The following is a 12473-nucleotide window of genomic DNA, read 5'->3' as shown; positions in this document are numbered from 1 at the left end:
CAGCTCCTCTCAGCGTTCCACCGCCAGCGCCACACCCTGGCCACCGCCGATGCACAGCGTGGCGAGGCCTTTGTGAGCGTCCCGGCGTTTCATCTCGTGTAACAGGGTGACAAGGATGCGCGCCCCGGAGGCCCCGATCGGATGCCCGATGGCAATGGCGCCACCGTTGACATTGACCTTCTCGGCGTCCCAGCCCAGGGTCTTGTTGACCGCCAGCGCCTGAGCCGCGAAGGCCTCGTTCGATTCCACCAGATCGAGATCGTTCACATCCCAACCGGCCCGCTCTAGACAGCGGCGGGTCGCCGGAATGGGGCCGCTGCCCATGACATGGGGCTCGACGCCGGCATTGGCATAGGCCTTGACCCGCGCCAGGGGTGTCAGTCCCAGCGACTCGGCCTTCGAGGCGGACATCATCACCACCACGGCGGCGCCGTCGTTGATGCCCGAGGCGTTGCCGGCGGTCACCGTCCCCTCTTTATCAAAGGCCGGGCGCATCTTCGCGAGCTTCTCGGCGGTGGTGCCATGACGCGGGAACTCGTCGGTGTCAAAGACAATGGGCTCGCCCTTGCGCTGCGGGATTTCCACCGGGACGATTTCCTCATCAAACCGCCCGGCTTTCTGCGCGGCCTCGGCGCGCTGCTGCGACTGAGCGGCAAAGGCGTCCTGCGCTTCACGCGTGATTTCGTATTCCTTGGCCAGATTCTCGGCGGTCACACCCATGTGGTAGTTGTTGAACACATCCCACAGACCGTCCTTGATCATGGTGTCTTCCATCTTCCACGGCCCCATACGCTGACCATTGCGCGAATTGGGCAGAGCGTGGGGTGCCTGGCTCATGGATTCCTGGCCCCCGGCGATCATCACCTCGGCATCGCCGGCGTTAATGGCCTGGGCGGCCATGTGGGTGGCCTTCAGCCCGCTGCCACAGACCTTGTTGATGGTCATCGCCGGCGTCCCCACCGGTAGGCCCGCGTTGAGTGACGACTGCCGGGCCGGGTTCATCCCGCAGGCGGCGGTCAGCACCTGTCCCAGGACCACCTCATCGATGGCCTCTGGCTGGATGCCGGCGCGGCCGAGCACCCCCTTGATCACCTGCGAGCCGATGTCCGCGGCACCCAGAGGGGCCAGGGTGCCGCCAAAACTGCCCACCGCGCTGCGTCCCGCGGCCACAATAACAATATCTTCCATCTCTCTGCCTCCCCGCGATTTCAAACCGCTATCGATCAAAACTCTGCATCATATCAGCGTCAAACGGAAATTGCTGCTCTGCAACATGCGTCTGGCCGCCTTGTTCCACCACCCCGCAGAAGGCCTCGGCCTTGGCACTGGTCTCGTCGTATTCCTCGCGGCAGGCCGAGTCCATCACCAGTCCGCCGCCGGCGTGATAATCCAGCTGCCCATCCCGCGCGGTCATGGTGCGAATGGCGATGTTGCTATCCATTGCCCCGTCGTAGCCGATATAGCCGATGGCACCACAGTAGACGCCACGCGGGCCGTCTTCCAACTCGTCGATGATCTCCATGGCCCGGTATTTGGGCGCGCCGGTAATCGAACCACCGGGCAGACAGTCCCGCAGGAGATCGGTGGCATGAAAGCGCGGATCCAGCCGGCCGGTGACGACACTGACCATGTGATGAACCGTGGCGAATGACTCCAGGGCACAGAGCCGCGGGACCGTCACCGTCCCCGTGGCACAGCAACGGCCGATGTCATTGCGCAGCAAATCCACGATCATCACATTCTCGGCGCGATCCTTGGCACTCGATAGCAGCGACTCGCGGGCCCGTGCGTCGGCCGCCGGATCGGCCTGTCGTCGGCGGGTGCCCTTGATCGGGCAGGTCTCGACACAACCATCGCGCAACCACAGAAAGCGCTCTGGCGAGCCGCTCAGGATCGGCCCACCGGGCAGCTCCAGATACGCAGCAAACGGCCCGCCCGCCCGGGTGCGGAAGTCCCGGTAGAGCCCCAGCGGATCCCCCTCGAAATCCCCACGAAAGCGCCGGGCGAGGTTGACCTGGTAGCAGTCGCCATCGCGCAGATAACCCATCACCCGATGGAAGGCCTCGGCATAGTCGCCAAAGCCGGGTGCGCACTGAACATGCCCTCCGGTTGACCATGGACCGGGCGATAGCGCCGCCGCGCCAGTCAGCGCATCGGCGAGGGCAGCCGGCGGCTCGCCGGCCAACCAGGCCCGATGCCTGCGATGGTCGAGCACCAGTGCCCAGTCATAAAGGCCCACCGCCATCTCGGGCATGCCCGCATCGGCGACGGTCTGCCCCTGCAGACGCCGACCCAGCTCGTAGCTGAAATAACCAATCGCGCCCCCGGCAAAAGGCCCCTGCCCGGGCCGCACCGGGCCCAGGCGCTCGCGCAGATGGGCCAGCGGATCGCCCTTGCCCAGCGCTCGGGCGGGCCGGTCCGACAGCGGATCCGCCACCCAGGTCTCGCCCCCGCGACTGATGAGCTGCTCGCGTGGTGCGGCGCTGATGATGCTGTGATCCCCACCGGCGTCGCCGTCCAGCCACACCACCGCGGGCCAGTCGCGGCGGATCGCCGCCACGGTTGCCACCACGTCGATGGGGTATGGAATGAAGGTCTGCGCCATGTGCCCTGCGATCCAGCGTCCTGTCGGAGCTTTTTCGGCATGGTAATCTGCCGATAGGCGAATTGATATGGGCCGATCGGACGAGGGAGACCATGGCAGGGCACAGTAAATGGGCCAATATCCAGCACCGCAAAAAGGCGCAGGATGCCAAGCGCGGCAAGGTGTTCACCAAGATGATCCGCGAGATTACCGTCGCGGCCCGCCAGGGCGGCGACGACCCCGACGCCAACCCGCGCCTGCGACTGGCAGTGGACCGGGCGCTGGCGGTCAACATGCCCAAGGACAAGATCGAGAAAGCCGCCGCCCGTGGCGCTGGCACCGATGAGGCCGCCGCCTACGAGGAAGCCCGTTTCGAAGGCTATGGCCCCGGCGGTATCGCGATCATGGCCGATTGCATGACCGACAACCGCAACCGGACGGTCAGCGAGATCCGCCATGCATTCAACAAACACGGCGGCAATCTGGGCACCGATGGCTGTGTAGCCTTTATGTTCGAACAACGCGGGGTGCTGATCTATCCGCCAGATACCGATGAGGATGGATTGATGGAGGCCGCCCTCGAGGCCGGCGCCGAGGACGTCATCAGCCACGATGACGGCGCCTTTGAGGTGCTGACCACGCCCGAGGCCTTCACCCAGGTGCGGGATGATCTGGTGGGCGCGGGCCTGGAACCGGCCGATGCCGAGGTCACCATGCGCCCGACCACCACCACGGCACTGGAAGGCGACGAGGCCAGCAAGACCCTGCGGCTCATTGAGCGTCTGGAAGACCTGGACGATGTCCAGCATGTCTACACCAACGCCGACATCCAGGCCGACGCCTACGAGGAGGCCTGACCCCGGTGGCCAGCGCCGCACCCACCACCGCCCGGCCGCCCCGCCGCGTACTTGGCATCGACCCCGGGTCGGTGAAAACCGGCTTTGGCGTAATCGAGGTAAGCGGCGCCACGGCCGGCTATATCACCAGTGGCGTGATCCAGGCCGGCACCGGGCCTTTCGCGGGGCGACTGCATACGATCTTTACCGGCATCGGCGAGGTGATCGCCGGCCATGCCATCACCGAGGCGGCCATCGAAGAGGTGTTCATCAACCGCAACCCGCAGTCCGCGCTCAAGCTCGGCCAGGGCCGCGGGGCGGCCATGTGCGCCTGCGCCAGCGCCGGACTGCCGGTGCATGAATACACCCCGCGGTCAGTCAAACAGGCCCTGGTCGGCCGCGGCGGCGCCGAAAAGGACCAGGTCGGCTACATGGTGCGGGCTATCCTCGGGCTCAAGGGCGCGCTCAAAGAGGACGCCGCCGATGCGCTGGCCGTGGCCCTGACCCATGCCCAGCAGGATCGATTCAACGCCCGGGTGGCCGGGCAACGCTGACGGGGGCACATCATGATCGGTCGTATCACGGGCACCGTGGCCGAAAAGCATCCACCCCAGGTCATCGTGGATGTCCACGGCGTGGGCTACGAGCTCGAGGTGCCCATGTCGAGCTTCTACCAGCTACCGGCAACCGGCGATGGGGTCACCCTGCGCGTCCACCAGGGAGTGCGCGACGAGGTGCCGGTGCTCTACGGGTTTCTCACCGAAAGCGAGCGCGGGCTTTTCCGCCACCTCATTCGGGTCAACGGCGTCGGCCCCAAAATGGCGCTCGCCATCCTCTCGGGGATGAGCACCGATGAGTTTCGCCGCTGTATCGAGCAAAAGGACATGGCCACACTCAACCGCCTGCCGGGCATCGGCCGCAAGATCGCCGAACGCCTGACCCTCGAGATGCAGGACCGGCTTGAGGGCATCGGCGGCGGCACGACGCTGCCCGGCGCCGGGCCGCCGGGCACGGCAGCGGTGGTGGATGACCCGGTGGCCGAGGCCAACGCCGCGCTGGTGGCACTGGGCTACAAGTCGGCGGAGGCCCAGCGGCTTTTAAAGGACGTCGATGGCGAGAGCAGCGAGACATTGATCCGCGCCGCACTGCAGAAGGCGGTACGCTAGGGGCATGATCGAAGAAGACCGTATCATCTCGAGCACCGCCGCCGCCGAGGATGAGGCCGTCGACCGCGCCATCCGGCCGCGGCGGCTAGATGAGTACATCGGCCAGTCGGCGGTGCGCGAACAACTGGAGATTTTCATCCAGGCGGCCCGGGGACGCGCCGAGTCGCTGGACCATGTCCTGGTCTTTGGCCCGCCCGGCCTTGGTAAGACCACGCTGGCGCACATCATCGCCCACGAGCTGGGCGTCAACTTGCGCCAGACGTCCGGCCCGGTCATCGACCGCCCCGGCGATCTGGCCGCGCTTTTGACCAACCTCGAACCCGGGGATGTGCTGTTCGTCGACGAAATCCATCGCCTCTCGGCGGTGGTCGAAGAGGTGCTCTACCCGGCCATGGAGGATCAGCAGATCGATATCGTGGTGGGCGAGGGGCCGGCGGCCCGATCCATCAAACTGGATCTACCCCCCTTCACTCTGGTGGGCGCCACCACCCGAGCCGGCCTTCTCACCTCGCCGCTGCGCGATCGGTTCGGCATCGTCCAGCGGCTTGAGTACTACACCGAGGCCGAGCTCACCACCATCGTCAACCGCAGCGCCGGGTTGCTGGCCCTTGCCATGGAGCCAGATGGCGCCGCCGAAGTGGCTCGCCGCGCCCGCGGCACCCCGCGGATCGCCAACCGGCTGCTGCGCCGGGTTCGGGACTACGCCGAGGTCAAAGCCGATGGGCGCATCACCGGTGCGGTGGCCGCCGCGGCCATGGACATGCTCAAGGTCGACCACAATGGCTTTGACACCCAGGACCGGCGGCTGCTGCTGGCGATTCTGGATAAATTCGACGGTGGCCCGGTGGGCGTCGAGAGCCTCGCCGCCGCCATTGGGGAAGAGCGTGGCACCATCGAGGATGTCATCGAGCCGTTTCTCATCCAGCAGGGCTTTCTGCACCGAACCCCGCGGGGTCGGATGGCGACCCGCACCGCCTATGCCCATTTCGACCGTCCCGCCCCACCACGCATCGAAGACCCCACCGGGGCGCTTTTCGACGATGAGTGAACCGCAACGATAAGGATCAGGTAACCATGGCCGTCGACCTCTCGATTACCCATCTCATCCTCGATGCCAGTCTCGTCGTCCAGCTTGTCATGCTCATCCTGCTGGCCGCTTCGGTGAGCTCATGGGCAGTGATCTTCCGCAAGATCCGCCAGCTCAAGGCCGCCCGCCACGGCGCCGAGCGCTTCGAGGACGAGTTCTGGTCGGGCGGTAACCTAAGCGAGCTCTACGCCCGCAGCGAGCACCCGGATCTGCACACCGGCGGGCTCGAGCGGATCTTTCGGGCGGGCTTTCGCGAGTTCAACCGCATGCGCCAGCAGGGCGCCGCCGCCGAACCCACCATGGAAAGCGCCCAGCGGGTCATGCGCGTGGCGCTCAACCGCGAAATGGACCAGCTCGAGCAGCAGGTGCCCTATCTGGCCACGGTGGGATCGACCAGTCCGTATATCGGGTTGTTCGGCACTGTCTGGGGCATCATGAACTCGTTCCTGGCCCTGGGGGCCATGCAGCAGGCCACCCTGGCAACCGTCGCCCCGGGGATCGCCGAAGCGCTGATCGCCACGGCACTGGGACTTTTTGCCGCGATTCCGGCGGTCATGGCCTATAATCGCTTCTCCAACCAGTCCGAGCGCATTGCCGGGCGCTACGAGATGTTCATCGAAGAGTTCACCAGTTTTCTGCAGCGTCATTTGCAGGGAGGAGCCAGCCGGTGAATGCCGCGCCACTGCGTCGCCGTCACCGCCGCCGTGCCATGGCGGAGATCAACGTCGTCCCCTACATCGACGTCATGCTGGTGCTGCTGGTGATTTTCATGGTCACCGCACCGCTGCTCTACCAGGGGGTGGAAATCCAGCTGCCCCAGTCCACCGCCGAGCCGATGCAGCCCCAGGAACAGGAGCCAGTCATCGTCGAGGTGGACCGCAACGGCCGCTATTACCTGAGTATCGGTGCACAGGACGATGATGAGCCGGTCAGCGCCGAAGAGGTCATCGTCAATGTCACCGCCGTGATGCGCGCCCGGCCCGAGACGCCGGTTTTTGTGCGCGGCGATACCGGAGTCGCCTATGGCCGGGTGGTCGAGGTCATGACCGCCCTGCAGCAGGCCGGTGTCCCGCAGGTCGGGCTGATGACCCAGCCACCCCCCGCAAGTGGTGCGGGCCAATGAAAATACCGGCCGGGCTTGGCAAGGGCTGGCTGGACCGGCTTGGCAGCGGGCTGAGTGACGGCGGGATCGCCGGGGTGAGCTGGCGGGACCTGGGCCTGTCACTGGCCGCCCACGGGCTGCTTTTCGCCGCCTTCGGGGTGGGTTTCCAGTGGGGCTCGGTCACCGATCAGGCGCCGGCCGGCACCCAACAGGCGGTCCAGGCGGTAGCCGTGGACGAAGCCGAGGTCGAAGCGGCGGTCGAGGCGCTGGAGGCGCAGGCCACCGCCGAACGCCGCGCCCGCGAGGCCGAACTGGCCGAACTCGAGGCAGCCCGCCGTGAAGAGGCCGAACGCCTTGCCGCCGAACGCGAGGCCGCCCGGGCCGCCGAGCAGGCGCGGCGCGAGGCCGAGGCGGAAGCCCGGCGTCAGCGCGAGGCCGCCGAACAGGCGGCCCAGCGCCAGCGCGAAGCCGAAGCACAAGCCCGCCGCGAGGCCGAAGCGGCCGAACAGGCGCGGCGCGAGGCCGAAGCACAGGCCCGACGCGAGGCCGAGGCCCGAGCACAACGCGAGGCCGAGGAACAGGCCCGACGCGAGGCGGAAGCCGAGGCCGAGGCCCAGGCGCGTCGAGAAGCCGAAGCCGCGGCGGCCGCCCGGCGCGAAGCCGAGGCCCGTGCCCGAGCCGAAGCCCAGGCCCGGGCTGAACAGGCGGCCGCCCAGCGGGCAGAGCGCATCGCCGAGGCCCGCGGGACCTACGACGGCGCCATCCGTCAGAAAGTCGAAGCCGTCTGGAACCGCCCCGCCGGTACACCCGAGGGGCTGAGCTGCGTGGTCGAAGTCAGGCTCGGCCCCGGCGGTGTGGTGCTCGCCGCCCAGGTGGTCCGCAGCAGCGGCAACGCCGCCTTCGACCGCTCGGCGGAGACCGCGGTCCGTCGGGCCGATCCCTTGCCCATGCCGGATGATCCGGTGCTGGCCGCCCCCTATCGCGAGGGGGTGGAGCTGGTCTTCGCGCCCGACGAATGAACCGGCGCCCCGCGGCTAACATCCAACGATCGGTTCCGTTAGCATTGGGCCCTGGCAATGGATCATTCACCTCGCGGTCGCCCTCGCGGCGGCCCGGAACCTGCGGAACGCCACTGATGAGCAGCATCCACACCCTGCGCGATCTTCTCCGGCGACCGGCAACGCGGCAACGACGCCCGCTCGCCGGGCTTTTACTGCTTGGCCTGCTGCTCGCGGCACCGATCGTCAGCCACGCCCAGGTGCGCATCGAGATCACCGGCGGCGCCGAGGCGGCCCTGCCCATTGCCGTGGTGCCCTTCGCCACCGATGGCGCCCGGGTGAATGTCGATGTCGATCAGATCATCCGCGACAATCTCTACCGCAGCGGATTGTTTGATCCACTGGACCCGGCCAATTTCATCAGCACGCCCAGCCGATTTGACGATGTCCGCTTTCGTAACTGGCGGGCGCTGGGGGCCGACACACTGGTCGTCGGCCGTATCCGCCCCGGGACCAACGGCAACTTTCAGGTCCGCTACGAGCTGCTAGATGTCTATGCCGGCGAGCGGCTGGCCGGGCAGCGCTTCAACGTCACCCCGGCGGGGCTGCGCAACCTCGCCCACACCATCAGCGATCAGATATTCGAGGCGCTGATCGGCCGGCCCGGTGGCTTTAACAGCCGCATCGCCTACGTCGAAGAACGCGGACCGGTGGATGACCGCCAATACCACCTGGTGGTGGCCGAAGCGGATGGCCACCGCCCGCAGCGCATCCTCCAATCCGCCGAGCCGCTAATGTCGCCGGACTGGTCACCGGATGGCGAGCGGCTGGCCTATGTGTCGTTTGAATCCGGGCGCAGCTCGCAGATCTTTGTCCAGGAAGTCGCCACCAGCGAGCGGCAGATCGTGGCGAGCTTTGCGGGCATCAATGGCGCACCGGCCTGGTCACCGGATGGCGAACAGCTCGCCATCACCCTGTCACGCGGCGGCAACCCGGATATCTATCTGCTGGATCTGGCAAGCGGCGAGCCGCGGCAGCTCACCCGGCATTTTGGCATCGACACCGAACCGACCTGGTCGCCGGACGGCCAGACCATCTATTTTACCTCCAACCGGGGGGGCAGCCCGCAAATCTACTCGGTTGATGTGGCAAGCGGCGATGTCGAGCGCGTGACCTTTCAGGGCAACTACAACGCAAGCCCGAGCATCTCCGGCGATGGGCGGTTTCTCGCATTCGCCCACGAGGTGGATGGCGGTTTTCGCATCGCCGTCCAGGATCTCGAAGAGGAATTCATGCGTGTCCTCACCGAGGGGCCGCTTGACGAGTCACCAAGCTTTTCGGCGAGCGGCAGCATGATCGCCTATACCCGCTCGGCCAATGGCACCACCGAACTGGCGACGGTATCGGTCTTCGGTCGGGTGCAGGGCGAACTCACCGAGTTCAATCACACCGTTCGCGAGCCGGACTGGGGACCGCTTTAGGGGGATGCCGGAGCGGTGTCACGTCCCGAGGCTTTCCCCCGAGCGCGATTTCGGCGTTTAATAGGGGGCCATTGACGGTCAACGCGCATTACACTAGGAGAGCATCCATGAACCGCACCAAACATTGGCTTTTAATGCTGACCGCTTCGGTCCTGCTGGCCGGCTGCGCGACCACCGACGATGACATCGACGACGCCGAGATGGCCGAAATCGATCAGGCTGCCGCGGCCGAGGCCACCACCGGCGCCACCGCATCCGGTGCCACCACAGGCACAGGCTTTGAGGGCGAACCCCTCGAAGACCCCTCAAGCCCGCTCTCCGAGCGGGTGGTCTATTTTGACTACGACAGCGCCACGCTGAGCAGCGAGGCGATGAACCTGATCGAAGCCCACGCCGCCTACCTGGCGGATCATCCCGACAGCCGCATGCTGGTCGAGGGCCATACCGACGAGCGCGGATCCCGCGAATACAACCTCGCCCTCGGCGAGCGGCGGGCCGAATCGGTCAAACAGGCCCTGCTGCTGGCCGGTGCCCGGGACGGACAGGTGGATACGGTGAGCTATGGCGAAGAAAGCCCAGCGGTCAGCGGCAGCACCGAGTCGGCCTGGTCCCAAAACCGCCGGGCGGAGCTGGTCTACGAACGGTGATCAAGCGATGATCGACTGGCACCCCGCTATCGCGCTCACCCTCGCAGCCGGCGTCGTGGTGGCCCTTGGCACCGGCCCGGTTGCCGCCCAGAGCGACCTAGAAGACCGCGTTAATCGGCTCGAACAGCGCCTTGAAGGCAGCGCCCTGATGGGGCTGATGAACCAGGCGGCGTCTCTGCGCCAAGAAGTCACCACCCTGCGCGGCGAGATCGAGGTGCTCCAGCGCCAGATCGATGATCTGCGCGATCAGCAAAGACAGCTCTATCTGGATGTGGATGGGCGGCTACAAGCCCTGGAACAGGCCGAGACGGGCGCGGCGCCGGGTGACACCACCGCGGCACCCGGCGATACCGCCGCCACCAGCGAGCGTCCGGCAACCGGTGGGAACGAACCCGGCGCCGGCGATGGCGCCAGCGACGGACTTGGCGCATCCAATACGCCGGTCACAGGGGAAGCCACCGGTGATGCCGATCAGGCGGGCGCCCCAGACGCGCACCCCGATGCGGATGCGCCAAGCGACCCCGCCGCTGCCGAGGCCGCTTATGAGGCCGCCTTCGAGACATTGCGTGCCGGGCGCTATGCCGAGGCCGCCGAGGCATTCAAGCAGTTTCTGGCCGACTATCCGCAGGCGGCGCTCGCCGCGAATGCCCGCTACTGGCTGGGCGAATCGCACTATGTGGTGCGCGAGTTCGAAACGGCCCTGGGGCACTTTCAGCAGGTGATCGACAACCACCCGGACAGCAACAAGCGGCCCGACGCGCTGCTTAAAATCGGGTTTGTGCACTTCGAACAGGGCCGCATGGCCGAGGCACGCACCGCGCTCGAGCGCGTGATCGAGACCTTCCCGGACAGCACCGCGGCCAACCTGGCCCGGCAACGGCTCGATCGCATCTAACCGCACTCCGGACTCTACGCGCGATCGGTGGTGCGGGTCGCCCGCCAGGGATCGAACACCGGCACCGCCACATCGTCGAAATGCCGGGTGTTGCCGGTTACAAGGGTTGCCCCGTTGGCCATGGCAATCCCGGCGATGAAGGTATCGCGCATATCCACTGGCCGTCCCGCCGCCTTCTGCTCGGCCGCCAGTGTGGCGGCTTTTGCTGCCGCTGACTGGCCGAAACCCAGCACGCGATTGCCCAGATCCTCGCGAACAAGCGCCATGAAAGCGGCCTCTAATCGCCGCCTTCGTTTGCCATCCGCCATGCTCTCGAAGCCGTAGTGGGCCTCGAAGATCGTAATACCCGAAATCCAGAGCTCGTCGGCCCGCTGCTGGTTGAGCCAGTCCACCACCGTAGGATCCGGCCGTCTTTGAATCAGCGCCGAGAGGATATTGGTGTCAAGCAGAATCATCCGGCTTTTCATCTCCGATATCCATCGGCCCAATCAATTCATCGCGCCATTCCGGAATGGGTGCATCCAACGGGTCAGACGCGAAGCGCTCGGCCATGCGGGTGCCAAGCGCGCTTTGCACCGGGATTTCCTCGGCAATCGACAGTCGGAGTATCTGTCGGATCTCCTCTTCCATGCTCCGGCCATGAGCCGCCGCGCGGGACTTTAATGCCTGCTTCAGTCCCTCGTCCAAATGACGAACAACCACTTGTGCCATACTCAAGCTCTACTCGTCTGCCACGCCCTGATGATATCACGATATCATTTGTGGCTGAGGCACCAGTAGTCGACTTATTGTCCAGCGCGTCGCAGCGCCGTATCATTACGGGCTGGCATCGGGTCGTTAGCTCAGTTGGTAGAGCATCGGACTTTTAATCCGCTGGTCGCAGGTTCGAATCCTGCACGACCCACCAAATCCCGCTTTTTACCTCTCCAACGGTGACCGACTTCCATGGGCGATCGCCTCAATCGCGGATTTCCCTGCCCGACCACCCTGGCCGACTATCATCCGGTGATCGTCGAGGGCATGGGCGGCGCCGATCGGCGGGAACCCGGCGCGGTGAGCGAGGCGCTGCTCGCTCGTCTGGACCGCCACTGGCAGGACCGCCCCATTCACCGGCCACCGATTGTCGTCATCCAGGGCGACCCGCTGGCGCCCCGGGGCATATCCGCCATCACCCGCCGGGTGGCCGAGGGGCTAGAGACCAGCCGGGCGCTGGTTTGCCTGGACGAGGCGATCGCCGACTACCACGCCCGCGATGCCGATCGACACAACGTCAGCCTGGAGTTTCGCTACTCACAGATGGCCGGCCTCTTGGGGGATTGCCGACGCAATCCCCGGCTGCTCGAAGAACTCGAAGCCGCCATCCAAACCCGGATCGAGGCCAAAAACGCCAAACGCCATCGACTGGGCAAGCCGCCACTGAGGTCATGGGTTCGAGAGTTCGCGCTGTTGCAGGAGGTAACTAAAGCCGCCTGCCGCGCCATTTGTGGCGATATCACCATCGCCCATACCAGCCCGGCGTCCAGCGAGTTTTCGGTCACTGGCTTCTACGAAGTGGGCTGGGCCCTCGGATCAGTCAAGCCCGAGGACCATATTGCGGTTGATTGATCGATAGAGCCGAGGACCGGCTCAGCCGACGCAAGTCGGCATCGACCGACCGAGACCGCGGTCAGCCGGCCA

Annotated in this window: 15 protein-coding genes and 1 tRNA gene; 12 read left to right on the top strand and 4 right to left on the bottom strand. The window is 66.1% G+C overall.

The features are described 5' to 3' along the window. Positions 1-9 precede the first annotated feature (9 nt). A complete protein-coding gene (locus V6X73_RS03630) occupies positions 10-1188 on the bottom strand; it encodes an acetyl-CoA C-acetyltransferase (protein WP_367958965.1) in 1179 nt (392 codons plus the stop codon). A 28-nt stretch (positions 1189-1216) separates the two neighbouring features. Further along, on the bottom strand, positions 1217-2605 hold the full coding sequence (gene pabB, locus V6X73_RS03625) for an aminodeoxychorismate synthase component I (protein WP_367958967.1): 1389 nt from the start codon (positions 2603-2605) through the stop codon (positions 1217-1219). A 92-nt stretch (positions 2606-2697) separates the two neighbouring features. On the opposite strand from pabB, the gene V6X73_RS03620 reads away from it, so the two are divergent. The 10 genes from V6X73_RS03620 to ybgF all read left to right on the top strand — a co-directional run bounded on the left by V6X73_RS03620 (position 2698) and on the right by ybgF (position 10796). After that, positions 2698-3441 (top strand): YebC/PmpR family DNA-binding transcriptional regulator, encoded by a 744-nt coding sequence (locus V6X73_RS03620; protein ID WP_367958969.1) that lies wholly within the window; start codon positions 2698-2700, stop codon positions 3439-3441. A 5-nt stretch (positions 3442-3446) separates the two neighbouring features. Further along, complete coding sequence (ruvC, locus tag V6X73_RS03615; RefSeq protein WP_367958970.1) at positions 3447-3974, top strand: crossover junction endodeoxyribonuclease RuvC; 528 nt, start codon at positions 3447-3449, stop codon at positions 3972-3974. 12 nt (positions 3975-3986) lie between these two features. Continuing rightward, entirely contained in the window at positions 3987-4586 is a 600-nt protein-coding gene (gene ruvA, locus V6X73_RS03610; protein WP_367958972.1) for a Holliday junction branch migration protein RuvA, read from the top strand. Positions 4587-4590: 4 nt separating this feature from the next. Further along, positions 4591-5634: a Holliday junction branch migration DNA helicase RuvB gene (ruvB, locus tag V6X73_RS03605; RefSeq protein ID WP_367958973.1), complete on the top strand. Its 1044-nt coding sequence runs from the start codon at positions 4591-4593 to the stop codon at positions 5632-5634. 26 nt (positions 5635-5660) lie between these two features. Continuing rightward, positions 5661-6344 carry a protein TolQ gene (gene tolQ / locus V6X73_RS03600; RefSeq protein ID WP_367958974.1) on the top strand — a complete coding sequence of 228 codons (684 nt, stop codon included), beginning with the start codon at positions 5661-5663 and terminating at the stop codon, positions 6342-6344. A gap of 38 nt (positions 6345-6382) precedes the next feature. Beyond that, the gene (tolR, locus tag V6X73_RS03595) at positions 6383-6796 is read left to right on the top strand and encodes a protein TolR (RefSeq protein WP_367959010.1); all 414 of its coding nucleotides are present in this window, start codon (positions 6383-6385) and stop codon (positions 6794-6796) included. After that, positions 6793-7794: a cell envelope integrity protein TolA gene (gene tolA / locus V6X73_RS03590; RefSeq protein ID WP_367958975.1), complete on the top strand. Its 1002-nt coding sequence runs from the start codon at positions 6793-6795 to the stop codon at positions 7792-7794. The genes tolR and tolA overlap by 4 nt, the downstream gene beginning before the upstream one ends. A gap of 116 nt (positions 7795-7910) precedes the next feature. Continuing rightward, positions 7911-9254, top strand: a complete 1344-nt coding sequence (tolB, locus tag V6X73_RS03585; RefSeq protein ID WP_367958976.1) for a Tol-Pal system beta propeller repeat protein TolB — start codon at positions 7911-7913, stop codon at positions 9252-9254. Positions 9255-9361: 107 nt separating this feature from the next. Then, positions 9362-9901, top strand: coding sequence for a peptidoglycan-associated lipoprotein Pal (gene pal / locus V6X73_RS03580; RefSeq protein WP_367958977.1), 540 nt, complete (start codon positions 9362-9364; stop codon positions 9899-9901). 7 nt (positions 9902-9908) lie between these two features. Continuing rightward, a complete protein-coding gene (gene ybgF, locus V6X73_RS03575) occupies positions 9909-10796 on the top strand; it encodes a tol-pal system protein YbgF (protein ID WP_367958978.1) in 888 nt (295 codons plus the stop codon). 14 nt (positions 10797-10810) lie between these two features. Here the strand turns inward: ybgF and V6X73_RS03570 are convergent, their stop codons facing one another. Both V6X73_RS03570 and V6X73_RS03565 read right to left on the bottom strand, forming a co-directional pair. Next, complete coding sequence (locus V6X73_RS03570) at positions 10811-11251, bottom strand: type II toxin-antitoxin system VapC family toxin (protein ID WP_367958979.1); 441 nt, start codon at positions 11249-11251, stop codon at positions 10811-10813. Then, entirely contained in the window at positions 11238-11507 is a 270-nt protein-coding gene (locus tag V6X73_RS03565) for a FitA-like ribbon-helix-helix domain-containing protein (RefSeq protein ID WP_367958980.1), read from the bottom strand. Before V6X73_RS03565 ends, V6X73_RS03570 begins: the two co-directional genes overlap by 14 nt. A 120-nt stretch (positions 11508-11627) precedes the next feature. Between V6X73_RS03565 and V6X73_RS03560 the strand changes: the two genes are divergently transcribed. Next, a tRNA-Lys gene (locus tag V6X73_RS03560) sits at positions 11628-11703 on the top strand. A 38-nt stretch (positions 11704-11741) separates the two neighbouring features. Further along, positions 11742-12401, top strand: a complete 660-nt coding sequence (locus V6X73_RS03555; protein ID WP_367958981.1) for a shikimate kinase — start codon at positions 11742-11744, stop codon at positions 12399-12401. The last annotated feature ends 72 nt before the right edge of the window (positions 12402-12473 follow it).

Source organism: Spiribacter pallidus (genome assembly GCF_040838495.1).
Taxonomy (GTDB): domain Bacteria; phylum Pseudomonadota; class Gammaproteobacteria; order Nitrococcales; family Nitrococcaceae; genus Spiribacter; species Spiribacter pallidus.
Note: the sequence above shows the minus strand (reverse complement) of the source record. Positions and strands in the feature narration are given on the sequence as shown.

Excerpts from the sequence above, each read along its gene's own strand:
- V6X73_RS03630 (WP_367958965.1), bottom strand. The coding sequence starts at position 1,188 with ATGGAAGATATTGTTATTGTGGCCGCGGGACGCAGCGCGGTGGGCAGT.
- pabB (WP_367958967.1), bottom strand. The coding sequence starts at position 2,605 with ATGGCGCAGACCTTCATTCCATACCCCATCGACGTGGTGGCAACCGTG.
- V6X73_RS03620 (WP_367958969.1), top strand. The coding sequence starts at position 2,698 with ATGGCAGGGCACAGTAAATGGGCCAATATCCAGCACCGCAAAAAGGCG.
- ruvA (WP_367958972.1), top strand. The coding sequence starts at position 3,987 with ATGATCGGTCGTATCACGGGCACCGTGGCCGAAAAGCATCCACCCCAG.
- ruvB (WP_367958973.1), top strand. The coding sequence starts at position 4,591 with ATGATCGAAGAAGACCGTATCATCTCGAGCACCGCCGCCGCCGAGGAT.
- tolQ (WP_367958974.1), top strand. The coding sequence starts at position 5,661 with ATGGCCGTCGACCTCTCGATTACCCATCTCATCCTCGATGCCAGTCTC.
- tolR (WP_367959010.1), top strand. The coding sequence starts at position 6,383 with ATGGCGGAGATCAACGTCGTCCCCTACATCGACGTCATGCTGGTGCTG.
- tolA (WP_367958975.1), top strand. The coding sequence starts at position 6,793 with ATGAAAATACCGGCCGGGCTTGGCAAGGGCTGGCTGGACCGGCTTGGC.
- tolB (WP_367958976.1), top strand. The coding sequence starts at position 7,911 with ATGAGCAGCATCCACACCCTGCGCGATCTTCTCCGGCGACCGGCAACG.
- pal (WP_367958977.1), top strand. The coding sequence starts at position 9,362 with ATGAACCGCACCAAACATTGGCTTTTAATGCTGACCGCTTCGGTCCTG.
- ybgF (WP_367958978.1), top strand. The coding sequence starts at position 9,909 with ATGATCGACTGGCACCCCGCTATCGCGCTCACCCTCGCAGCCGGCGTC.
- V6X73_RS03570 (WP_367958979.1), bottom strand. The coding sequence starts at position 11,251 with ATGATTCTGCTTGACACCAATATCCTCTCGGCGCTGATTCAAAGACGG.
- V6X73_RS03565 (WP_367958980.1), bottom strand. The coding sequence starts at position 11,507 with ATGGCACAAGTGGTTGTTCGTCATTTGGACGAGGGACTGAAGCAGGCA.
- V6X73_RS03555 (WP_367958981.1), top strand. The coding sequence starts at position 11,742 with ATGGGCGATCGCCTCAATCGCGGATTTCCCTGCCCGACCACCCTGGCC.